This window comes from Variovorax sp. 01N429 (genome assembly GCF_056399425.1).
This window is the reverse complement of the sequence record NZ_JBFTRG010000013.1, coordinates 13,459-35,435: the sequence shown is the minus strand read 5'-3', so window position 1 is coordinate 35,435 and position 21,977 is coordinate 13,459. Positions and strand designations below refer to the sequence as shown.

General features: G+C 64.9%; 18 protein-coding genes. 7 read left to right on the top strand and 11 right to left on the bottom strand.

Annotation, left to right across the window (positions count from 1 at the left end; all coding sequences use genetic code 11):
- Window positions 1-22: 22 nt before the first annotated feature.
- Both AC1DSF_RS21585 and AC1DSF_RS21580 read right to left on the bottom strand, forming a co-directional pair.
- Entirely contained in the window at window positions 23-385 is a 363-nt protein-coding gene (locus AC1DSF_RS21585; RefSeq protein WP_478127669.1) for an AtuA-related protein, read from the bottom strand.
- Window positions 382-1,755, bottom strand: a complete 1,374-nt coding sequence (locus AC1DSF_RS21580; RefSeq protein WP_478127668.1) for an acyclic terpene utilization AtuA family protein — start codon at window positions 1,753-1,755, stop codon at window positions 382-384. Before AC1DSF_RS21580 ends, AC1DSF_RS21585 begins: the two co-directional genes overlap by 4 nt.
- Window positions 1,756-1,851: 96 nt before the next feature.
- Between AC1DSF_RS21580 and AC1DSF_RS21575 the strand changes: the two genes are divergently transcribed.
- Window positions 1,852-2,808, top strand: coding sequence for a LysR family transcriptional regulator (locus tag AC1DSF_RS21575; protein WP_478127667.1), 957 nt, complete (start codon window positions 1,852-1,854; stop codon window positions 2,806-2,808).
- A gap of 6 nt (window positions 2,809-2,814) precedes the next feature.
- Here AC1DSF_RS21575 and AC1DSF_RS21570 read toward each other — a convergent pair whose 3' ends face one another.
- On the bottom strand, window positions 2,815-3,141 hold the full coding sequence (locus AC1DSF_RS21570) for a hypothetical protein (protein WP_478127666.1): 327 nt from the start codon (window positions 3,139-3,141) through the stop codon (window positions 2,815-2,817).
- A gap of 127 nt (window positions 3,142-3,268) precedes the next feature.
- Between AC1DSF_RS21570 and trxC the strand changes: the two genes are divergently transcribed.
- Together trxC and AC1DSF_RS21560 are read left to right on the top strand one after the other, a co-directional pair.
- Complete coding sequence (gene trxC / locus AC1DSF_RS21565) at window positions 3,269-3,706, top strand: thioredoxin TrxC (protein ID WP_478127665.1); 438 nt, start codon at window positions 3,269-3,271, stop codon at window positions 3,704-3,706.
- Between the two features lie 75 nt (window positions 3,707-3,781).
- Entirely contained in the window at window positions 3,782-4,066 is a 285-nt protein-coding gene (locus AC1DSF_RS21560; protein WP_478127664.1) for a hypothetical protein, read from the top strand.
- A gap of 23 nt (window positions 4,067-4,089) precedes the next feature.
- Here the strand turns inward: AC1DSF_RS21560 and AC1DSF_RS21555 are convergent, their stop codons facing one another.
- The 6 genes from AC1DSF_RS21555 to AC1DSF_RS21530 all read right to left on the bottom strand — a co-directional run bounded on the left by AC1DSF_RS21555 (window position 4,090) and on the right by AC1DSF_RS21530 (window position 12,286).
- Window positions 4,090-4,854, bottom strand: coding sequence for a bestrophin-like domain (locus AC1DSF_RS21555; protein ID WP_478127663.1), 765 nt, complete (start codon window positions 4,852-4,854; stop codon window positions 4,090-4,092).
- 57 nt (window positions 4,855-4,911) lie between these two features.
- Window positions 4,912-5,232, bottom strand: a complete 321-nt coding sequence (locus AC1DSF_RS21550; RefSeq protein WP_478127662.1) for a hypothetical protein — start codon at window positions 5,230-5,232, stop codon at window positions 4,912-4,914.
- 18 nt (window positions 5,233-5,250) lie between these two features.
- Window positions 5,251-5,706: a FecR domain-containing protein gene (locus AC1DSF_RS21545; protein ID WP_478127661.1), complete on the bottom strand. Its 456-nt coding sequence runs from the start codon at window positions 5,704-5,706 to the stop codon at window positions 5,251-5,253.
- A 10-nt stretch (window positions 5,707-5,716) separates the two neighbouring features.
- Window positions 5,717-9,346 (bottom strand): two-partner secretion domain-containing protein, encoded by a 3,630-nt coding sequence (locus tag AC1DSF_RS21540; protein ID WP_478127660.1) that lies wholly within the window; start codon window positions 9,344-9,346, stop codon window positions 5,717-5,719.
- Window positions 9,347-9,384: 38 nt separating this feature from the next.
- A complete protein-coding gene (locus tag AC1DSF_RS21535) occupies window positions 9,385-10,956 on the bottom strand; it encodes a ShlB/FhaC/HecB family hemolysin secretion/activation protein (RefSeq protein ID WP_478127659.1) in 1,572 nt (523 codons plus the stop codon).
- 259 nt (window positions 10,957-11,215) lie between these two features.
- Complete coding sequence (locus AC1DSF_RS21530; protein WP_478127658.1) at window positions 11,216-12,286, bottom strand: flavodoxin family protein; 1,071 nt, start codon at window positions 12,284-12,286, stop codon at window positions 11,216-11,218.
- 219 nt (window positions 12,287-12,505) lie between these two features.
- On the opposite strand from AC1DSF_RS21530, the gene AC1DSF_RS21525 reads away from it, so the two are divergent.
- The 4 genes from AC1DSF_RS21525 to AC1DSF_RS21510 all read left to right on the top strand — a co-directional run bounded on the left by AC1DSF_RS21525 (window position 12,506) and on the right by AC1DSF_RS21510 (window position 16,299).
- Window positions 12,506-12,928, top strand: coding sequence for an FHA domain-containing protein (locus tag AC1DSF_RS21525; RefSeq protein WP_478127657.1), 423 nt, complete (start codon window positions 12,506-12,508; stop codon window positions 12,926-12,928).
- A gap of 186 nt (window positions 12,929-13,114) precedes the next feature.
- Window positions 13,115-13,735 (top strand): response regulator, encoded by a 621-nt coding sequence (locus tag AC1DSF_RS21520; RefSeq protein ID WP_478127656.1) that lies wholly within the window; start codon window positions 13,115-13,117, stop codon window positions 13,733-13,735.
- A 157-nt stretch (window positions 13,736-13,892) separates the two neighbouring features.
- Entirely contained in the window at window positions 13,893-14,540 is a 648-nt protein-coding gene (locus AC1DSF_RS21515) for a response regulator (protein WP_478127655.1), read from the top strand.
- Window positions 14,530-16,299, top strand: a complete 1,770-nt coding sequence (locus AC1DSF_RS21510) for a sensor histidine kinase (protein WP_478127654.1) — start codon at window positions 14,530-14,532, stop codon at window positions 16,297-16,299. The genes AC1DSF_RS21515 and AC1DSF_RS21510 overlap by 11 nt, the downstream gene beginning before the upstream one ends.
- 4 nt (window positions 16,300-16,303) lie before the next feature.
- On the opposite strand, the gene AC1DSF_RS21505 is transcribed toward AC1DSF_RS21510, so the two are convergent.
- Together AC1DSF_RS21505 and AC1DSF_RS21500 are read right to left on the bottom strand one after the other, a co-directional pair.
- Entirely contained in the window at window positions 16,304-17,965 is a 1,662-nt protein-coding gene (locus tag AC1DSF_RS21505; RefSeq protein ID WP_478127653.1) for an alkaline phosphatase D family protein, read from the bottom strand.
- Window positions 17,880-21,911, bottom strand: coding sequence for a GMC oxidoreductase (locus AC1DSF_RS21500; protein ID WP_478127652.1), 4,032 nt, complete (start codon window positions 21,909-21,911; stop codon window positions 17,880-17,882). The genes AC1DSF_RS21505 and AC1DSF_RS21500 overlap by 86 nt, the downstream gene beginning before the upstream one ends.
- Between the last annotated feature and the right edge of the window lie 66 nt (window positions 21,912-21,977).

The window sequence follows — 21,977 nt, the reverse complement described above, 5'->3', positions numbered from 1 at the left end:
AAGGGAAGTCCGCGATCGGCCTTCAGTGGTCCGTCTTGCCCATGAGCAGGTGCCGAAGCTTCTCGGGAACTTCGATGGCCATGTCGAGCAACAGGAACGACAGCGACTTGCCATGTGTGTCGAGGTTCAGGGCATCGTTGACGCCGCCGTCGAGCACTGCGTCGAGCACGAAATTCATGGCGTGCAGCTTCGGCAATACGAAGCGCTGCACGCGGCTCGGCGCTCGATGGCGAAACTGCGCGGCGACTGCGTCGGCTGTGATCTGTTCGACGAGCAATGGGAACAAGTCCGGATGCCAGGCAATGACGCTGATGTTGGAGCGATCGCCTTTGTCGCCGGTGCGCCCGTGCGCTGCGCGATAGAGGGGAACCAGGGTCGAACTCATGGCGACACCATTTCGAAGCGGGCCGGCACCGCTTCTCGCGGCAGCAGGCATGAAATCGTATTGAGCCGCGGCGTGAGCGTTCCGCGGACTCCGCCGCCGCCTGCCGGGCCGCAGGTGTAGAGCGCCGTCACTTCGCGGATCAGGCGTTCGGCTTCGGCGCGCTCATCGTGCGTGGCGGCGACTCGCAGGCGCACGTCGCGGGCACCGCGGTCGGGTGTGGCCTCGAGCATGCGGCCGCCGTCGTCGGCGAGGATGCTCACAGCGCCGATCAGGTCGATGCGAAGTGTGAGCCGTTTCAGGCGGCTTCGCAGCACGTCGGCCGCCAGTCGCGCGCGAGCTTCCGCTCTCGGGCCGGCGTATGAAATCTCGCCTTCTGCCAGCCAACCGCCTTCGTGGCACACATTCACCTTGTAGTGCGCTGGGCGAGGATGGCCGCGCACACCGGTCAGCTCGACGCGATCGGCTCCGGCGGCGTTGACCTGGGCTTCGCTGATGTCGGCGGTGACGTCCGGCGTGAGATAGGCGGACGGGTCATGCACCTCGTAAAGCAGTTGCTCCTTGACCGTCGCCTCGTTCACCAGGCCACCCGTTCCGGCGGACTTGCCGATGGTGCAACTGCCATCGGCCTGGATTGCTGCAATGGGAAATCCGACGTTGTCGAGCCCGGGTACTTCCTTGAAGCCAGGGTCGGCGAAATAGCCGCCGCAGACTTGCGCGCCGCATTCCAGCAGATGGCCCGCCATGGTCGCGCGGCCGAGTTTTTCCCAATCGTCAGGACGCCAGCCGAAGTGCGACATCGCAGGACCGACGGCGAGTGACGGATCGGCGACCCGTCCGCATACGACGACCTGGGCACCTGCGTCGAGTGCGGCTGCGATGGGCTCGGCGCCGATGTAGGCGTTGGCGCTCACGATGCGCAGCTTGTCGAGGCCTTCGCCAAGTTGTTCGCGCAACAGCGCACGCTGTTCCGGCGCCGAAAGATCGTCGCCCTCGACCACGGCGATGCGCGGCGCGGGCGCGCCGAGTTCCACGGCGATGCGAGCGATGTGCCGCGCCGCCGCGCGCGGATTGGCGGCGCCGAAATTGCTGACGATGCGAATGCCGTTGTCCAGGCAGCGCTTGAGCATCGGGCGCAGCATCTCGTCGAGCAAGGGTTCGTACCCGGTGTCCGGATCGGCGCGGCGACGCAATTGCGCGAGCGCCAGCGTGCGCTCTGCCAGGGTTTCGAAGATCAGGAAGGCGCGTTGCCCCGCCGGGCCGCTTGCGAGTGTCGCGATCAAGGTGTCGACCACCGGCCCCGCCGCATCGGTGCGGTCGCCGGAGAAGCCGGCGGCGCAGCCAATCAGCAATGGAACAGTTGACGCATTCATGTTCGGGCGGTTGTCTCTGGTGCCCGCAATTTACGGCTACGCCGGTTATCTGCAAAATCGAAAGTTCGAATCAGTTCATTGGAGTTTCAAATAATCATGCGGCCCGCCGATTTATCGACTCGCCAACTCCGCGCGTTCACGGCGCTGGCGGAGCAGCGCAATTTCACACGGGCCGCTCAGCGTTGCCATCTGTCGCAGCCGGCCTTCAGCGCGCTCATTCGCACGTTGGAGGACGCGGTCGGCGCGCGGCTTTTCGACCGCGACACCCGCAGCGTGCAATTGACGCCCGAAGGGCGCCAGTTCGAGGGCTCGGCAAGGCGCTTGCTCGAAGACATGCAGGACCTGATCAGCGACTTGAGCGATCGGGTGGCGCTGAAAAAGGGCCGCGTGAGTGTTGCGGCTTTGCCGTCGCTCGCGGCCGGCTGGTTGCCTGCCATCCTCGCGGAGTTCATGCAGGCGTGGCCGGGCATCGCCGTCGAGTTGCACGATGCACTTTCGGATGCGTGCATTGCACATGTTCGCGATCATCGAGCCGATTTCGCGCTTTCGGCCGGCAGCATGCATTCGGCGCCGGCAGCCGATCTGCGCAGCGCCAGGCTATGCAGCGACCGGTTTCATCTCGTGTGCCGGAGCGATCATCCCCTGGCCAAGGTCGCACGCCTGTTGCCCCGGCAACTCGCGCCTTTTCCGTTCATCCAGATGACCCGGAACAGCAGCGTGCGCCAGGCGCTCGACGCAGCGCTTCATCCGTTGCGACTGAACACCGTCTTCGAAGTCGAACACCTGGCGACCGTGACGGGCCTGATCGAAGCAGGCGTCGGGATCAGTGTCGTGCCGACGCTGACGCTCTTTCACTTTCAACGCGAGTCGCTGTTGACCCGGCCGATCTCCGCCAGGGGACTGAGTCGCACGATTCATCTTGTGCAACGGCGAGAAGGCAGTCTTTCGCTCGCCGCGCAGGCGCTGCACGACCTGATATTCGAGCGCATGGGCGCGCTCAAGGAGGAAGACATGGTTGCCCGAAACGTGCCGAAAGCTACCCGTGCGTCGTAGCAAGGCTCATTGCTGCACAGGCTTGGAGCCTCCGGCGGGCAGCACGATCGTCGATCGGCCATCGGGTGAAGTGATGGTGTTGTCGTTCGTCTGCGGGGGCGGCGAGTTGGGCGCCGGGCCGCCGCCGCGAGCGCGATCGAAGGCCCTTCCGGCATCCCGCACGCAGGCGTCGCGCTCCGGACGCGGCAAATTCGAGTTGTTGCAATAGGCGATGGCTCGCTCATAGCGCTGCTGGGCGTTGGCGGCATCGGGTGGCTGCTGGGCGGACGCGGTCGCACTGGCCACGCAAGCGGCGCAGAAGATCGCGGCATTCAGGTGGCTTCGACTTCGCATTGCGGTGCTGCTCCTCTCGGAACGGGGAAGCGTCATGCTGCCACGGATCGAGTGACCCTTCAGACCTTGCAAAACGGCGCGGAAGCCCTCAGGTCAACCGGATCGAGGCCATGCCGAAGGAACTGCCATGAATGAATCGCTGCACATCGTCTGCCCGCACTGCAACACCACGAACCGGGTCAAGCGCGAACAACTCGGCAGCGCGCCCGATTGCGGAAATTGCCACCGGCCGCTTTTCGAGGGGCGCTCGACGGCGCTCGACGAAGCGGCGTTCGACCGCCACATCGCGCGCAACGAGATTCCGGTGCTCGTCGATTTCTGGGCGCCGTGGTGCGGGCCATGCCGCCAGATGGCCCCTGGCTTCGAGCAGGCGGCCGCGCGGCTGGAGCCGAACATCCGCCTGGCGAAAGTCGACACGGAGGCGGTGCCGGCCCTGGGCGCGCGCTTCGGGATTCGCAGCATTCCCACACTGGCGCTCTTCAAGGGCGGGCGCGAAGTTGCCCGGCAGGCGGGCGCCATGGGCGCCGCCGACATCGTGCGATGGGCGGAGGCCCACGCGCGCTGAGCGATGACGCAGGCGTTTTCAGCGCCGCTTAAGTTGTGCGGCTGAGACTGAGGCGACACCCCGAAAGGAACCCTCATGCCGTCCGATTCGCAGATCCTGAACGCCGAGCAGATCAGCCATGTGCTCGAGCTGATCGAACTGAACCTCTTGGCGCCCAACGAGGCGACCCGAAAGCTCGAGGCGCTGACTGCACTTGGCCAGTTCTCCCAATCCCAGTGCTACGGGATCCGCATGCTGCTGGCGCTGGACTACGCCGACATGGTGCAGGCGCTGCGCGGCGTGAGCGAGGATGACGAAGGCTTGGCGCTGGTGCGCGACCATCTGGTTCACGAAGCGCGGGTGGTCTGTGAAGGCGACTGACTGCGGGCCGCTGTATCAGAGGCCTACCGGCCGATCGTCTCCAGCGCAATGCGAAGCGGCGCATTGGAGATATGCATCAGTCCGCTGAAGGGTTGGTTCATGTCCAGCACCAGGAAAATCGCGCCCGCCACGGAAAGCGATCCAACGAAGAGCGCGACCAGCACAGTCCCGTTGCTGCGGCTGAGAAAGCCGAAGCCCACGAACAGGACCACCAGCCAGAACACCAGCACCACGAGGAACGGCCATGAAATGGAGCCGCCGGCCTGTTCGTGCAGCAGCTGCCGCTCATCGCCTATTTCGGTGAGGAGCTGCAGGGCACGGGTCTTTGCAAAGAGTTGGCTGTCCGTCGATGGTTGCATGTTGACCACATGCTCGATGAGCGCCTCGTTCTGTTCGCGCGTGGCGCGGGAGGCTTCGGGACTCGCCTTGGCTTCTCCACGATTCGGCCATGTCTGTTCGAGCCTGGCCGCGACCAGTCCGCGGAACATGTTTCGCGCTAGCGCCGCACCGGGCCCATAGCCCGCAAACACGCGGTCGAGCTGGACGATGTGAATTCCGAGCGCCTGCACTTCCGACTCTTGCGTGACGTAAGCCGAATGCGCCGTCGCGATGAGCAGGCTCATGACGAGCGCGGAGATGGTCGCGATCAAGCCCAGGACCAGTTTGACGACATCTCTGGAGTTCTCTGCCTTGTGGTGCGCTGGCAGCTTCCGGTGGAGCACCATGCCCGCGAGCGCACCGCAAAAGGTGCAGGCAAGCACGATCAGCCCGACCAGGATGGGACTCATGGGTTCAGCCTCCTGGCGCATTGTGCGCCGGGGCGGCGCCTATCTCTGTCTCCATCTTTATCGCACTTCGCAATCCACCGTGTTGGACTTTGCGGGCGAGGTTGATGGATTTCCTGACACCGGAACGAAAGAAGGCGGAGGCGTGAAACGAATGCCAGGATTGACTGGCAAGACGACCGGGGGCTTCACCTGAGATGGCGTGAAGCCGAACTGCCCCGCCGCGAAGCTTGTCGTGCCGGCCGGATTGGTGACATGGATCAGGCCGTCGAGGACTTGCACGTAGAGCCCTGGAGCACGCGGCGCAGACGGGGGCGCCACCTGGGCCGAGGCCGCTGCCCACTGCCATCCGAACATCAGGACGATCAGCAACTTGTTCATGGTTTTCTCTCTCGGCAATCAGGGACGGGGCGGAGTCAGGGACACGACCATGCTGGCGCTCCCCTGGAGCACTCCCACAGGCGTGTTGATCACCGTCGCTTCCGTGCTGCGGCGTGCGAGCTTGCCGGCGGAAGTGCGAACGCCGCCTTGCGCCAGACCGAGTTCGACCTTGTCTTGCTGCGGCTTGTCGGCGTCGTAGGTGTAGCGGGTGACGACCAGCATCGAATCGGGCTCCAGCAGCACTTCGGCGTCGTCCTTGAAGACGATCCGGGCGTAGCTGTCGCGCTGGGTCGAGAGCGTGTCACCCTCGCGTACTTGCGAGTTCACGGCAAGCACCCTGCTCGTGCCGTCGGACGCTCTCGAAACCAGCATGCCCGACAGGTCGGTGACCGTACCGACTGCCTGAGCGAACACAGCGTGGGCCGAGAACAACAGGGCAGCAAGAGGCAAGCGAAGAAGGCTGTTTGGATTCATGCGTTGCTCCTTAATTGCAGTACATCTTTTTGACGGGCTCGTTCTTGGTGCCGGACTTGTCCGCGGAGGCAAGCTCTTTGGTGTCGCTCTTGTCCGCTGCCTTGGTCGTGGCCTTGTCCGGGCCCTTGCCGTCGTCGCTCGTACTGCTGGACGAGGGCGGCGCCAATATTGTGTTGATCGTATTGATGACTTGATTGGACGCCTGCACGGCCGGCTTCGCGGATGCGGATGCGATCGGCGGTGCCAGCACCTGACAGAGCGCTGAATCCGGCGCGATGGTGCAGATGTCAGGCGAGGGTGCTGTCGTTGTCGTTGTTGGCGCTGCTGGCTCTGTAGGCGTAGGCGTAGGCGTCGGTGTCGGTGTCGGTGTCGGTGTCGGTGTTGTCGGCGGGAGAACCACCTGGCAGCCCGCCAATCCGGGACTTACCGTACAGAGGGCCACCGACGGCAACACTGCCGAACAACCCACCGTCTCCGGTGCTGCGATGCAGGTCGGCAACGACGGCAGGACGCTCGCACAACCGGCGGCGGACGGATTGGCGATGCACGCATTCAAAGACGGGACGACGGTCGCCGTCACGCGCGCCGCGGCGGTGCCTTGTGCGGGATAGCTGACCGCCAGCGTCGCCACACCGGCAGGGTACGAGACGGCCGACGCCACCACTTGATCGAAGGCGCCGGTATTGTTGCCGCCGCGCGCGACCACGAAGTCCGCAGACCCCGAGTTCGCCGGCGCAAAAGTCCCGAGGGCATGGACCTGCAGCGTGCCCCCGAGGCGCGCAGAGCCGTCGACGTCGAGCAAGTCGAACTCGCCGGCGCCCAGTCCGCCCAGCTTCACGTCGAGCACGCCGCTGCTGCCCTGACGATAGTTGCCCTGCACGGACAGCGTGCCGACCGCGGCACTCGTGCCTGGCGCCACGATGCCGTTGTTGAACAGCGTGCCGCCGTTGGCGCCGCCCATCGCAAGCGTGCCGCTGCCACTGATGCTGCCGTTGTTGTAGATGTCCGTGCCGCCCGTGCGCAGCGTACCGCCGCCCTGGAGCACGATGGCGCCATTGTTGATGTGCGCCTCGTCGAAGGTCGCATCGAGCAACCCCTGGTTGATGAGCACCTTCCCGCCGGCCTGGTTGTTGAAGCTGCCCCCGTCCTGCAGGATCAACGCCGATGTGCTTGCCGGACCGACGCTCAGGGTTCCGAGGTTGTTCCAGACCGATTGATCGAGCAAGGTGACCTGCGCCCCGTCCGCATGCACCAGATTGCGCGTGGTGAGCACATTGCCCTGCCCATTGATCACCGTGTTCGGCCCCAGCGACAGCTCGGGTGCGCCGGCGCCGACGTCCACGGCGCCCGTCAGCGTGATGTAGTTTTGCCACACCATCGTGCCTGCGCCGAAAAAGGAGGCATGGCTGTTCAGCGCTACGTTGTCGAGCGTGACTTGCGCGCCGCCCGCGACCTGGACTTGCCCATCGAATTGCGCACTCGTCACGCTGAGCGAACCGGCCTCCGAGCGCACCACGCTGCTTGCGGTGCTGCCAAAGCCCGTGTAGACCTGATCCACCGCACTCGTCTTGACCAGGCTGCCGTTGTTGACGAAGTTGGAAATCGCGCCTCCGGCGCCGCGCAAGACATAGGTCTCGGTCCCGGAAGTGGTGATGATCCCGTCATTCTGAAAGCGCGTGCCTTCGTCGGACGATGAAATTGCGCCGTTGCCCACGACCGCCACGCTCGTGCCGTTGGTCCAGGCGGCCGAGCCGTGCAGCGCAACGCGGCCATCGACCACCACGCCTGCGCCCCGCGTCGACAGCATGCTGGAGCCAAGGCCCCACATGTCGGTGTCGTGCAATACGAGCGCATTGCCGCCGCTGACGAAGAGCAGGGAAGTGCCGATCGCGACCTCGCCGGCCCACTCCACAGTGCCGCTTCCGGTGAAAGAGGTCCCGGGGTTGAAAGTCTGGCCGCCCGACATCGACAGCCCCGCTCCCGGCGCGACGTAGAACTCGCCCGTATGCGTACCGCCGTGGTCGAGAGCCGCCGGTCCCGGGGAGGCGACCACCACCGTGCCGCCGTTGTTCAAGCTCCCTGTCAGCGCGGACCCGGTGCGGTAGATCGCCAAGGTGGCGTTCGGCAGCACGTTGACAGTGGCTGCGTTGATCGAGGACGTCACCATGCCCAGGGAAGTCGTTCCGGCGCCGATGTCGAGCGTGCCGTTGCCATTGCCGCCCAAGCCTTCCGACACGTTGAGCACGCCTCCGTGCAGATCCAGGTTTGCGTTGAGCTTCACCGCATGATCGTCAGCGGGATAGTTGGCCTGGTAGTTGCTGTTGAGGTTCAGCCCGAGCGCACTGTTGACGCTGGTGATCGGCGCATTGATGGTGATGTTGTTGCTGGCGTTGAGCGTGAGTGCCGAAGAGGCACTGCCCGCCTTCGTGATGGCGGCCGAGACTGTGATGTCGCCGTGCGTCAAATCGACGCTCGGATCTCCCGTGCCCGTGGTGATGCTCACGTTGGCGCCCTGATCGAGCTGCGCTGCGATGGTGCCGGCACTGATCCGCGCGCCGGACTCGTTGGAAACGAGCGCGCCGTCCATGCCTGACGTCGGGCCGGACTCCACGATGTCGATGTTGAACGGATCGATGTGCCACTCTCCGCCCCGGCCCACCACCGGCGCGTTGACGACGTCCAGGGAGCGATGGCCCGAAGTGTCGATGTAGCCTCCCTTGCCTGCGCTGCCCGTGGCTGCGACCCTGCCGTCGATCGATGCGGCGCCGTCGGCGATCAATTCCACGCGCCCACCCGTGGTGCCGTTGGCGCTGATGTCCGATGCAGCCGATGTTTTCACGTCGCCCGATGCGCGAAGAAAAACGCGCCCGCCCTCGCTCACCGCACTGTCGGCATGGATCTCTCCGCTGTTGGTCACCAGGCCGGCCGCAAGGCCGATGCGTCCCGCTTCGGCAACGATGCGTCCGAGATTCTTCACCTCTCCCGGAGTGCCGGTGATCTCGACGGAAACGCCGGGCGTTCCGGTGTCCATCAGTTGCACGTTTTGCCCGGCGGCCAGCAGCACTTCGCCATTCGGCGCGTTCAGCGCGCCCGTGTTGACCACGCTCGGCGCCACCAGGTAGATGCTGCCGCCCCTGGCCGCGTTGATGGTGCCCGCATTGCGCACCTCGCCCGCCATGGCGCCGCTCTTGAAGGTGAGCCGGCCTGCGAGAAAGTCGCTGTCGCTCACGCCCAGCGTGCTGGCGACGAAGGTGCCCACATCGATGCGCGCACCTGCGCCCACCATGATGCCGGCGGGATTGATGAGCCACAGAGCGCCGTTGGCCTTGATCTGCCCGTCGATCTGCGAAGCGTTGCCGCCGGTCGTACGCGCCAGCAGCGCGGATTGCGCGCCCGGCTGGCGAATGTCGACAACGGCACCCGAGCCCACGTTGAAGGTCTGGAAGTTCACCAGCGCTCGCGAACTCGTCTGGTTGATGTTGAGCGTGGTGCCGTTTCGCGAGATGGTGGCGTTGCCGGAGGTGACGTTCCAGCCCGTCGGCAGCGCGCCGGGTTGCACCTGCGCCCACAGCGGCGGGCTGGTTGCGGCGCAGAGCGTGGCGATGACGAACGGCAGATGACGGAGTCTGAAGCAGCGCATTGGGATCTTTCCTTTTTCTTCTTGTCGACTTGTTGTCTTCAGTACGCCAGCACCGCGAGAAACTGTGCACGCCAGTCGCCGCGCTTCTCGTTCGGCGCAGTGCCTGGGTCGAGCACGCGAGCCACGTCCAGTCGCAAATTGAAGTCGCGCGTCCAGGCATAGCGCGTGCCGATGCCGACGCTCGACACATTGACCGTGCTCGGCACGGAGACGCCATCCGCGCGGTTGTTGCTGCCGTGCCCGGCGTCGAGAAACGCGAGCATCCGCCATTGGCCCGTGATGCCGGCCCACCCTGCCAGTTCCGGCGTGTAGATTTCCGCGTTGACGACGAGGCCGCTGTCGGCCACCACCGCGCGCTCCTCGAAGCCGCGCACCAGCGTCGCGCCGGTCAGCGAAAACTGTTCGCTGCTCACCAAGGGCGAAGAGGTGTACTGCCCCGTTGCCGCCAGGCGCATCTGCCAGCCGCCCGCCAATGCCCTGTTGAAGGCGACCGCTCCGTTGACGGCCATGAAGCCGTCGATGGTGTCGCGGTTGCCGGAGGTGAGATACGAATAGCGGTCGACCCGCCCGTCGACGTTGGTGTAGCGGCTGCCGGTCGGGATGTTGCGCCACACGCCAGCCGTGTAGCTCAGGCTCTGGTCGATCCCGTCGCGCTGGCCGACATAGCTCAGGCTCAGCGGCGTCGTCTGATAAGGCACGCAAGAGGCGATAGGCGGGGTTGGCCCTTCGATGCTGATCTCCTCGCCGCCGATGTTGCAGCGCGAGTCGATGTTCTTGTGGTTCAGGCTGAGCACCAGCTTGGCGGAGCTTTCACCGTCACGGCCGAGAAAATGGTTCCAGCCCATGCCGTACACGTTGCCCTTGCCGGTGAAGCCAAGCACGCCGCCGAGCGTCGGCGAAGCGGCCGGCGAATTGGTGTTCGACTTGCCGTAGATGAAATCCAGGCTGTCGCCCGCTCCGTAAAACGGAATGCGATAGCCCAATGAGTAGAGGTCCATCCGCACGCCCTCGGGCTTGTCGGGCGAGGTGGTATAGGCGAGCGTTCCGACCTGGTCCCGGTCGAAAAGATTGGCGTGCTGGAGAGCGATGCCGGTGCGCCATGTGCCGGTCGATGGCACTCCCGTGTTGTCGACCGTCGCGATCACGCGAAGCGGGCGGTAGTCGTTGACGGCAACCTTCGCATCGATGGTGCCGGGCGTGGCGCCCTCCGCCAGCGTCACGCCGATCTGTTTGGCCGGGTTGTCGTTGGCAAGCTGGAGCGATTCCGAAATCGCGCGCAGCCTCGGCGGCTGCCCCACTTGCAGCGGCGTGATGCTGGCGCGGATGTTGTCGGCGCCAAAATGCTGGTTGCCGACGACGGTGACCGACGCGATCACGCTTTCGGTCACCTTGATGCGAACTACGCCGCCCGTCAGTTCCTGTTCGGGCAACCCCACGGCGACGGTGCTGTAGCCCGCCTGTCGGTAGGCGTCTTGCAGTGCCTCGACGGCCAGTTGCACGTCGCCATACGTGCGGCCCGGGCCCTGGAGTGGAACGACGCGCCTGTCGATTTCCGAAGCCCGAAGCAACGTATTGCCTTCGACCTGGAAGCGCGTGATGTCGAATTGCACTTCTGCGGAGCCTGCATGTGCGGCGGCGGATGGGGCGACGGCCGTGGCCGCTGCAAACGCCAAGGTGGCGGTCAGTCCGCACCGGCTCAGGGATCTCTTCTTCTTCTTCAAGCGTCCGCTCGCAGTTCTTGCTCAGTCCAATCGGCTGAACAAACGACGCGCGGGGCAACTAACTCTGTTCAGGATGCGGCGATGGTAACGCCATGTAACTGGAAGGTGAATTCGCCTACCGCGCGGGTTCGTGAAATCCGCCCTGTTTTCACTTGGGCCGCGGGTCCCGGAGCCCCGAACCTGGGGGTTTCAACTGCCCCGTTCGCAGCTGCTCGACGGTGCGAGCCACTGCACGCGCGACGTTCCGGACTTCCTCGTGCAAGCCGTGGTCTCGGTCCAGCGCCTGGTGGCTGGTTGCATAGGGTTCGTAGTAGCCGACGTACCGATCGAGCCGTGCTACGGCGCCGGCATCGACCAGGCCCATCCAGTCGAGCCAGTCACTGAGATTGCGCCGCAGGCTTTCAATGCCGGCCACGTCCCCATGCACGACCACGCCATAGGCGCGGCCTTTCAGATGCTTGGGGTAGTTCCATCCCTTGAGCTCCAGTTCCTTGGCTTCTTCGGGCTTCTTGCCGTGCGTGGATGTGGGATCGGGATTGCCGCCGTCCGCACACACCAGGCGATCGATCATGAGCTTGAGCGCGCTGGTGGCCTGATACCAGTGGGTCGGCGTGAAGAGGATCACGCCGTGCGCCGCAACCCAGCGTTCGAAGATCTCGTTCATCCAGTCGCCCGTCTGCCGCAGCGAATGATTCGGGTAGCAGCTGCAAGGCCAGTGGCACAGCGGCATGGCCGTCGCCACGCAGCCTTTGCAGGGGTGGATCTTCCGCCCGTACTCGGATGTAAGCATGCTCAGGTCGAGCACGTCCGTGTGAATCTGCTGGCCTTCGAGCACTTCGCGCGCGAACTGCAGCAGTCGATGCGTTTTCGACATCTCACCGGGACAGGTGCCGTCGTTTCGCGGCGAGCCGTTGACGAGCAGGACGCGCGAAGGCGTCGCCGGATTGCCCCATTCAGTCTGCGCCTTTTGGATGCGCTCGCTTGCCGCCAGCCATTCGACTGAAAGCTCGTACTCGGGGTCTGCAAATCCAGCGCCCGCCTTGCGGGTGACCGGACTCTTGCGCCCCTCCGCGTAAGCCTTCCAGGCGACGGCCTCAAGGCGCCCCAGCGCCTCGGCTTCGGCGTTGAATGCGGGATCACGGTACGAATCCATAAAGCGCTCGTGGAACTCTTCGCGCTCGAGCTGCCCCGGTGCCTGGCCTTTGCGAACGTCCGTCATGGGACGAAACTACGAGGCGAGCCTGCGCGGAAATCACCCCGGACAGGCCGATTCGGCGTAGGCCGAATTCCACAAATGGGGCACGGCTGCGGGCTGCGGGCCTTCAGCATTGGCTTCGGCGGCCGATAGTCTGGTTGACGCAACATTCTCAAGGGCTCATGAACACCTTCGCTTTCGTTCCTGCTGACTGCGGAACCCGCTTCTGTTGAGGTCGACGCCATGCCGATGCTCCTCATGATGACCGCGACCGGCGAGAGCCGGCAGGTGCAGCTCGTTCCGCTCGACAACAAGATCGGCCGCGGCCTCGCCAACGACGTGGTCATCGACTCCGCGCAGGCGAGCCGCGACCATGCGGTGATCGCGGTGGAACAGGCCTTCGTCACCATCACCGACCTCGGCAGCCGAAACGGTACGTACGTGAACGACATTCGGATCGAGAGCCAGGTCCTCGCGCACGGCGACGCCATTCGCCTGGGCGGCTACGAGATGCGGTTCATCGCAACGGACCAGGAGTTCACGCAGGTCGAGGCGCTGCGCATGCTGACCATGCAAGGCCTGCTGGTGAATATCGGCCAAGGGAAGGCCGACGCCGACGCACCGACGGCACCGGGTGTGCCCTTGAATCGCCGCGGCAAACCTTGATGGCGGCCGAGAGAATCAGAAAATTCTGATTGGAATAAGGCAGTTTCCATAGCGGCGAAGACGCATCTCGAAGTTCGGGTCGTGAAAAAATCCAGGGCGCCTCACAGGACGTGGAGGCGGCAGTGCGAAGCATTTTGCGGCGCACAAGTCATCGACCGTTGAACGGCGCGAGCCTAAGGAAGCGACATGTACTCAGTTGTGGTGGTCGATGCCCATCCCGCGATTTGCTTTGCGGTCAAGGCGACGATCGAATCTGATGGTGAATTCGAAGTCATCGGCACCCCGCATTCCGGACCGGCCGCTCTGCCGATGATTCAAGAGAAGATGCCGGATCTGGTCATCCTCGATCTGGACCTCTCCCCGGAAATGAGCGGTCTCGCTCTCATCGGGCACATCCGGAGCGAGCATCCCGCCATCAAGATCCTGGTGCTCACGGCACAGCATGAAGGCATTTTGGCAAGGCATGCATTGCGCGCGGGTGCCGGCGCCTTCCTCAGCAAGAGCGAGGACATGCGAATGGTACGCAACGCCGCCAAATCGCTCATGGAGGGCTACAGCGTATTTCCGCATTCCGCCATCCTGGCGCTCCGGAAAAGCGGTGGGTTGCCCCTGTCGAGCTTGACCGACCGCGAACTCACCGTGCTGCAGCAATTGGCGCGCGGAATGAGCCACCGCCAAATCGGCGATGCGCTCGTCATCAGCCACAAGACCGTCAGCACCTTCAAGGCCCGCCTGTTCGAGAAGCTCGGCATCTCCACGCCCGGCGAACTGCTGGATTTCGCGCGCTCGCACGACCTGATCACCTGAAGCGCACCTCTCCGCGCAAGGGGCCCGCTCCTCCAAAAGAAGGACCCCGGCGGCATTTGCAAAGTGGTAGTCTGGCGCGATTCCCAGGCTGCGTTCCGGCTGCCGCGGCTTCTGGGACATTTGGCCGGCGTTGCAGGCAGCCCTGGAGACATCTGAAATGCGCGCGCTCTGGATTGAAGACCATCAACTCGTCGGCGACTCCTTCGAGCTTCTGCTTCAATTGATCATGCCGGACGCGTCCCTGGACAAGGCGCGCGATCTCGACAGCGCCAAGCGGCTGATCGAAACCTTTCCCTATGAACTCGTCCTGCTCGACTGGTGGCTCGGCACGCACGATGGCGAGCGCTCCATCCGTGCGCTGCGCGAGACAAACAGCCATACGCCCATCATCGTCGTCTCGGGCGACGACCGCGACGTCGTCATGGACCGGGCGCTCGCCCTCGGAGCGGCCGGCTACGTCTCCAAGGGCGCTGATCCCGCGGCGCTGCTCGACGCAGTGCGTGTCGCCTTGCGAGGCGGCATCAGCCGTCCGCAGCGCCACCCGGGCCGCGCAGGAGAAGGGCCGCCCAGCGGCGTCGTGCATCCGATCGATGTCGAGGCGCTCTACCCGGAGTTGACCCCCCGCCAGGCGGAGGTCTTTCGTGCGCTGATGCGGGGCACCTCGGACAAGCAGATCGCGCGGGATCTCGACATTTCGGACACCACGGTGAAGACGCACGTGCGAGCCATTCTTCAGATCGTGGGCGTACACAAGCGAGGAGAAGCGGCGCACGAGGCTCGCGTCAGGGGTGCAGGTGATCACTGACGCGAGCGTCGGCCTTCCGGCCGCGGAACTCAGGCCGCTCGTCGAAGCGGAGCAGGCGCGCCTGTCGATGCAGCAGTTGCGCCGCCTTCTGGGGCCGCTCATCATCGCGGACGCCTTCGTCACGTGGGTGGCCCTGCAAGCGGGGCTCGGCGTCTATGCATGGATCTGGTTCGCCGTCATGGCGGCGGCGCACGTGGCGCGGGTCATCTATTTGCTGTGGCTTGGGCAGCCGGGCCGCGTGACGCCGGCGCAATGGCTCTCGCGCTCGGCCGCCGCCATGGTGGGACTGGCCGTAGTCCGCGCCTCGGTGGTGTTGATGATCTTTGCGCGACCCGTGAGTGAACTGCACTACATCCTGACGATGATCTTCGTCGGCAGCGCGGTCGGCGCGATCTCGCCTGTGACCGGGCATTTGCGTACCTATGTTGGATGGGCGGCGATCATCGGGGGCACCTTGTCGATCGCATGGCTGACGCGCGGCACCATCGACGGCACGGCCATTGCGACGCTGCTTCTTCTTCTGTTCACGGTGCTCACCTTTTATGTGCGCGATGAGGGGCGAACGCTGGTGACTCTCGTCACGCTGTCCGAGTCGCTTCGGCGCGAGCGCGACCGGGCTGAAAAAGCGAGCGAAGCCAAGACCCGGTTTTTTGCCGCGGCCAGCCACGACCTGCGTCAGCCCTTGACGGCGCTGTCGTACAACGCGGCGACAGTGCAGGAACTCGCACGGCTGAGCGGCGACGAGATGCTGGACAAAGTAGGGCAGGGCATTCGCCGCGCCCTGTCGGAAAGCAGTTCGCTGCTCGACAGCCTGCTTGAAGTCTCCAAGCTCGACGCCGGTGCGGTGCGTGCCGAGTCGCAGGAAGTCGACGTGATGCAGTTGCTGGCCCACACGGGCGAAACGTTCACGCCGGTGGCGAATGCCGCCGGCCTCGACCTTCGATGCCTCGGCGGGCATCACAAAGGCCTCTGGGTGCGGACCGATGTCGCGCTGCTGCGCCGCATCGTGCAGAACCTGGTGGGCAACGCCATCAAGTTCACGCGTGAAGGCCATGTATCGATCGAGGCATTCGCGGACGGCGCGCACGAGGAAAGAGTTTGCATCCGCGTGTCCGACACCGGGCCGGGCATTCCGGTCGAGGCGCAGGCGCATGTTTTCGAGGAGTTCTACCAGGGCGGCAATCCGGAACGCAATCGCAGCCGCGGTTTGGGGCTCGGGCTCGCCATCGTGCGGCGCATCTCCGACCTGCTGGGAGTCAGCGTCAAGATGAACAGTGCGCCGGGCCAGGGCGCGGTCTTCGAGATTTCGCTGCCGCGCATACCGTCACCCGCGCGGGTCGGCCCCGAAGTCAATCGGGCCGATTCGGCATTCGATCCGACCAGCGTTCGCAGACGGGTTCTTTTCATCGACGACGAGCCCGAGATTCGGGAATCGTTGACCACCTTGCTGGACACGCTCGGCTGGGAAGTGCGTTCGGCTAGCGACCAACAGGAAGCCGAGCAGATTCACGCAGGGGGCTTCTCGCCCGACGTGCTGCTCATCGACTTTCGCTTGCGCGACAACGCATCGGGCCTTGACGCATGGGAGGCATTGAAGCGCCGTGGCTGCGATGCGCCGGGCTTGATGATCACCGGCGAGACCGAACCGCGGCGCATTGCCGACGCGCGAAAAGCCGGGATCACGGTGCTCTACAAGCCCGTCGATGGCGTACAGCTGATCCAGGCCATGGGCCGCGCCGTGGAATCGGTCGCGCACTGAGCGATCAAAGGTGGATTGACCGCCGCGCCTGCCCGTCCGCACCATCGAAATCCACATCGAGCCGCCAGGACGAGGCACCCGTCGGGCAAGGCCTGACGATTGCGAAGCCGTCACCGGTGCGCGGAAAGAAGGTTTCGACGCTGCACCGGAATCGCCGCCGCTTGCCGCTGTGGTCATCCTGATCATCCTGTTCGAACTCGAAGCAGTCAGGCGACGCGAAATCTTCCACCTTTGAATTGGCAAACGCATAAGGCGCATACAGCGCCGAGCTGTGAATGGAATGAACGGTCACGCACTTGCCCGGCACGTCGAGGCGTTCGATCTTGATCGTGGCGAGGCAGGACAGATGCTCGTCGCCCGAAAGGAAGACGATGCGATGCGCTTCGGCGTCATACACCCACGCCAGCAGATCGTGCAGCGACTTGGGGTATCCCGCCCACGAATCCGTCTGCAGGGCGACAGCGTGGCATGCGCTCGTGACTCCGCACTTCTGCATCGACAGGTAGCGCGGCAGCAGGATCGATGAAGAGACCACGAAGCTGGGTCCGTCCGAGGCGCGCTGGCCTTTGATCCACGTGTGCAGGTTGTCGGATTGGCCTGTGCCGAGGATGGTGGCGTCCTTCAGGTTTTCGATGGTCCGGCCCGTTCGCTGCGTGCGCGCGTCGGCAAAGAAGAACGGGTATCCATGCACCTGCCTGCTGACCCACAGCTGGTCCTTGCTGGGCGACTCGTCGTGGGTCGACTTCGGCCACATGCTGCGTTGGCGCGCGACATACGCCTGGCGGCTCTGCTTGATCTCGTCCTGGATCTCGTCGTGCCCGAAGCCCCGCGGCCGGGGCTCCCAGTTGTCCGAGACCTCGTGGTCGTCGAGCATGGGAAAGATCTCGGCGCCGGCAACGCGCAGTACGCGCTGCAGCCCGGCGTTGAGCATGAAGGCTTCGTATGCAAAGGCAAGCCGTTCGAGCAGCTTGCTCGGATCGAACAAGCCTGCCGTGCGGTCGACGTACACCTGATCGCCCGTCAGCACGGTGAAGCGGATCGACTCGTCGTTCTCCAGGCGCTCGCCCAGCCGCCACAGCGAGCGCTCTGCGGGTCCGATGTAGCGATCGTCCAGTGCGCGGCTGCGCACTCTCACGCTGCCGTCGAGCATGCCGGCAGGGTACTGGCAGCTGCTGACGGCGAATGCTGCATGCGTGTTGGGCACGTCCGCTCCCGATCCCCGGCGTGTGACGACGCCGCTTTCGAGCGAAATGGCTTCCTTGTGATCGACGATCTCGTCGAAGTCCTGATCGCTCGCGATCTCCACGTCGACCTTCGTCTGCGGATGAATCAGCAGGAGCACGGCACGATCGGTGCCGGAAGGCCAGGAGAGGGTCGTGGTCACGGTTGCGCCGTCGGCAAGAACGTCCGCCATGACCGCTTCGGCGCCGATTCGCCGGATGTCGCGCAGGTCGACGGGCTGTCCTTCCTTCAGGATCTTCCATTGATCCTGGTGCACCACTACCGGCATGAGGACCGCCGACGTCGGCACCCCATTGCGCTGGTCGAAGCTCGCCCGGAATGTGAGCTTGCCGTCGCTCTCAAGAATTGGCGGCGCAGCGAAGGACCTCGGCGGCAGCATCTTGCGCAGCAGCCGCCGAGGGGTCAACGCGGGGTTGGTCGTCATAGCTCGATTCCTTGGACAAGAATTGGCAGATGGCGCGATAGACGGCCGGCGCACGGCGACCGATCAGGCTGTCTTGGTGGCCCATGTCGCGGAACTCGATCGACTGCCCCGCGCAATGCGCGTCATTGAGCAGGTCGATCATCCTCTCGCGTGTCGCGATGTCCAGGAGCCCGTTCTCGGTGCTGTGCAGGCACAGCGTGCGGTGTGTGGAGTCCCTGGTCCGCCAGACCTCCGCGATCCGGCTCGGCACCATGCAGGCGCCATCGCCGCGGCGGTCGGTGACGATGCCGTAGCGCGCGAAGGCAATGACTTGCGCAACCGTCTGCAAGTTCATCGGCCCGAAGAAATCGTCGATGGCTTCGAGCACTGCATCCGACATGCCGTCCAGCTTGAAGGTGACGCCATACAGGGCGTCCATGCGGTGCCGGGCCGCCGCCCAGGTGGTGCGTGCGCCCGGGGGCCACATCGGGTTCTCGCGAAAGAAATCTGCTTGCGGGTAGGGCACGGCCGCGAGCAGGCGGTCGGCCATGTCGTCTGCCGTACCCGGCTTCTCGGGCGTGAACTCGAAGCTTCCCAGATTCACGAACTGTCGCAGCCACTGCATGACATAGGCACGAGCCATATTGGCCGGCGACATGACCAGCGCGGGGCCGACCTGCGACAGTACGAGCCAGCCCAGACGCTGGTGCAGCGCCGCACGCAGTTTCGGAAAGCGGTCGACGCCGGGCTCCAGCTTCTCCGCGAAGAGGCCCAGCGCCAGCATCGCCGCGCCCATGCAATGCGCGACGACGTCCACGCGCTGCGCACCGGTGCAGCGGCAGATATGGTCGATTGCCAGGGGAATGTCCTGGCAACCCATTTGCTCGAAGAACCACGGCTCGCGCGCCGTCGGCATGCCGGCGCTGCTGCGCAGATCGAGCACCCACACATCGCGCCCGTCGCGGAACAGCGCGCCGGCAAGCCCGCCCCCCGGAAGCAGCGGATGGGCGAAGGTCGTGCCGCTGGCGCTGTAGCCGTGGATGAGGATCACGGGGTTGGCCCCGTGCTTCGCGCCCGGCCCGTAGCGCGTCAGGCGCAGGTGGACGGGGGTGTCGTCCCTGAGCCGATCGACGGCAAGCTCCACGATGTCTGGCAGCGGCAACCCTTCGATGGCGCCCGGCAGCCGCTTGGCTTCACGCGGCTCCGGCCGATCCGGAAGACGAAGCGACCATGCATGCAGCGGCAGCATGACGCGCGACACATACAGCAAGAGCGATGCGACGTCGACCAATGCGCTTGCCTGATCGGATTGCGACACCACCCGCGCCAACGGGACGTTGACGCTCGCGAAGTAGGGCAGATCGACGCTGATCGGCTTGCGCTCGTCGGAGCGATGCCGATGAGGAAAGTCGACCAGATCCGCATACATCCATTGATTGGCGGGATTCGCAGCACGCTCGTAGGTCAGCCGCTTGACTGCGCGAACGCGTCCGTCCTCCCATTTCGCATCGCCAAGCGTTTTGGCAACGTGGGCTGGCTCGAGAAGCCGCAGGTCATATTCGAGCAAACGGGTGTCCGCTGCGCGAGAGGCCAGGTTGAAGACCGACTTGACCAGCGTCCAGATGCTCGCGCGACCCTTGGACGGGCGCCCGCGAAACCAGTCGATCACCGATTGCGAAGCGTCGCGGAATCCGCGATTGCGAAACCACGACCACAGTCCGGACAGCGTGCGGGAGAGCCGGCCCGACGGCGAGTGGCGCATCATGGTCAGCTCGCCCTGAACTGGCGCTTCGAGGACCATGTCTTTGGCTGGAGAGCCTTGCCTGGCCGGCGCACCCAGTTCAATGACGGCAGGCAGGATCGGCGAAGGCGTGAAGAGCCGCACGCGGCTGCGCGTGGGGTCGACGACCATCTGCCGCTTGGAGCGCGCGGCGATGAGATCGGGAATCGCCGCCGGCTCGAACCAGAGCGTCAGTTCCATGTCCAGCGGCACCGGCTTTCCCTTGCAGTCGATGGTCACGCGTCCCTTCATCTGCTCTGTCATCTCGATGCACGTCGGCTGCGCCGGCTTCGGCGGGGTCGGATAGGTAAACACCGGCCGCAGCGGATTCCATGTCGATGGCGCTTTCGGCGGTTTCGGCGGCTCCACTGCGGCATCCAATGCAACAAAGCCCCATTCGGTGCGCAGATGGCGGATGGCTCGACGCGCCAAGGTCGCAATGGTCAACGATGGATTGATGCCGAGCGAAGTCGGCATGATCGAGCCGTCCAGCACGACCAGTCCCTTGTGGACGCCGCCCTTCGCATCGCATTCGAAGACGCGGCCGTGTTCGTCGACCACACCCGTCGCGGAAGACTCGCCCATCGCGCAGCCTCCGAGCGGATGCACCGTCAACACCGGTCCGCGAGCCGGGCCGAAAAGCTGCTCCAGCATGTCCGGAAGCGGACGCCACGCCGGGTTCGGCAGAACCGCCGCGCCCGGCAGTTGCTGGTGCACCAGACGTTCGAGGATGTCCTGATGGTGCTCGAAGCTCGGGTCCTTGCGCACTCCCGGCCAGACCACGCCAAGCGTGCCTTGAGTCCCCTTCGGTGTGCCCTTGTTGCCCTTCGTGCCTTCGGCCGCATCGGGAGGGAGCGAGAGGCGCCCGCTCGCGCTGTCGTGCCCGATGACGGCAACCACCAGGCTGTTGTCGATCGCATCCTTGTCGATGCCGGCGCTGTCGGGTTCGTCCGGCGTGCCTGCATAACGGGTCGAGTCGGCCTTGGTCAGCGAGCGGATGGTGGCGACCGTGGTGGCGGTTTCCTCGAGCAGTCGACGCAGCGCGGCCGGAATCGCCAAGTCCTGGATCACGACGGGCTTGTCGTCCTTCTTGAGCCGGTTGTGCTCTTCGCGCAGATCGATCATCCGCGTGATGGTCGGTCCGTCCTGATCGACCGCCGAAGGTGTGGCGCCCGCGTGTCGATAGATGGTGCTCAGGTTGTCCCCGTTGGTGGAAAAGCGCTCCCCCAGGACGGCCGATACCGCGAGCTTGTTGTTGCGGGAACGCATGAGCAGCTCGGTGGAACCGAGCGCGCCTGCCGCAACGATGAGGCACCGGGTGCGCAATGCGTAGGGTTCGCGAATGTGGCGGCGCAAGCCGGTGTCCGTGTGCGTCACCGAAATTTTCCAGTCGTGATCGCCCAGCTTTGCGAAGGTGGTCACTGTCGCGCCGGTCACGATGCGAAGTGGCGCCGGATGCCGCGCACAGGCGTCGGCCATCAATGTGACGTCGAGCGACAACTTCGCGCGTTCGTTGCAGCCCGTGGCGCAGGCACGGCAGCCCGTGCAATGCCGGATGCCTCTTGTGGTGTCGTCATGCTGCGCCACCGTGACGTCGACCGGGTGCGCCACTCCGCCGCCGAGTTGGCTCATCAAGGCACCGCGACCAGCAAATGCCTGGCTCGAAGTCGACTTCAGTTGCTCGCTGACTTCGGCCATCGCGGCGAGCAGTGCCGCGTCTTGACGGATGCCATCGGGCCAACGCGGATGCTGCAAGACCTCTGGCAGCGGCGCGGCCATCACGCCCGCATTGATCAGGGAGCCGCCCCCCAACCCGTTGGCCAACACCACATTCACGTCGCCGCCGATGCGCAGGTCGAAGAGCCCGGGAGTCTCTCCATGCACCGCACCGGTGCCGGCCCTGCTGAAACGCACATGGCCCGCCAAGTCGGCCATTCGGGAAGGAAAAGCGCCGGCCAGATATTCCTTGCCGCGCTCGAGCATGGCGATGCGCAGGGGCCTTCCATTGATGCCATGGCCCGCAAGCTCGCTCAATGCCATGGCGCCGCCATACCCGCTGCCGACGATCACGACGTCGAAGTCAGGTTCGGCTCTGGAATGAGTCGGCTCGTAAAGCCGCAACTCGTCAGCCAACTCGGCCAGGTCGCACGACAGCCATGCCGTCGCGCGTTGTTGTTCGTCATCCATTGCGGGGTCCCTCGCCTGGCCTCCGCGCTATTGCGGCGTGTGCGAGTTCAGCACAGCGAACCCGCC

Coding starts and splice junctions, on each gene's coding strand:
- AC1DSF_RS21520 (WP_478127656.1), top strand. CDS start 13,115: ATGTACTCAGTTGTGGTGGTCGATGCCCATCCCGCGATTTGCTTTGCG.
- trxC (WP_478127665.1), top strand. CDS start 3,269: ATGAATGAATCGCTGCACATCGTCTGCCCGCACTGCAACACCACGAAC.
- AC1DSF_RS21555 (WP_478127663.1), bottom strand. CDS start 4,854: ATGAGTCCCATCCTGGTCGGGCTGATCGTGCTTGCCTGCACCTTTTGC.
- AC1DSF_RS21575 (WP_478127667.1), top strand. CDS start 1,852: ATGCGGCCCGCCGATTTATCGACTCGCCAACTCCGCGCGTTCACGGCG.
- AC1DSF_RS21500 (WP_478127652.1), bottom strand. CDS start 21,911: ATGGATGACGAACAACAACGCGCGACGGCATGGCTGTCGTGCGACCTG.
- AC1DSF_RS21530 (WP_478127658.1), bottom strand. CDS start 12,286: ATGACGGACGTTCGCAAAGGCCAGGCACCGGGGCAGCTCGAGCGCGAA.
- AC1DSF_RS21560 (WP_478127664.1), top strand. CDS start 3,782: ATGCCGTCCGATTCGCAGATCCTGAACGCCGAGCAGATCAGCCATGTG.
- AC1DSF_RS21540 (WP_478127660.1), bottom strand. CDS start 9,346: ATGCGCTGCTTCAGACTCCGTCATCTGCCGTTCGTCATCGCCACGCTC.
- AC1DSF_RS21585 (WP_478127669.1), bottom strand. CDS start 385: ATGAGTTCGACCCTGGTTCCCCTCTATCGCGCAGCGCACGGGCGCACC.
- AC1DSF_RS21550 (WP_478127662.1), bottom strand. CDS start 5,232: ATGAACAAGTTGCTGATCGTCCTGATGTTCGGATGGCAGTGGGCAGCG.
- AC1DSF_RS21505 (WP_478127653.1), bottom strand. CDS start 17,965: ATGACGACCAACCCCGCGTTGACCCCTCGGCGGCTGCTGCGCAAGATG.
- AC1DSF_RS21545 (WP_478127661.1), bottom strand. CDS start 5,706: ATGAATCCAAACAGCCTTCTTCGCTTGCCTCTTGCTGCCCTGTTGTTC.
- AC1DSF_RS21525 (WP_478127657.1), top strand. CDS start 12,506: ATGCCGATGCTCCTCATGATGACCGCGACCGGCGAGAGCCGGCAGGTG.
- AC1DSF_RS21515 (WP_478127655.1), top strand. CDS start 13,893: ATGCGCGCGCTCTGGATTGAAGACCATCAACTCGTCGGCGACTCCTTC.
- AC1DSF_RS21570 (WP_478127666.1), bottom strand. CDS start 3,141: ATGCGAAGTCGAAGCCACCTGAATGCCGCGATCTTCTGCGCCGCTTGC.
- AC1DSF_RS21580 (WP_478127668.1), bottom strand. CDS start 1,755: ATGAATGCGTCAACTGTTCCATTGCTGATTGGCTGCGCCGCCGGCTTC.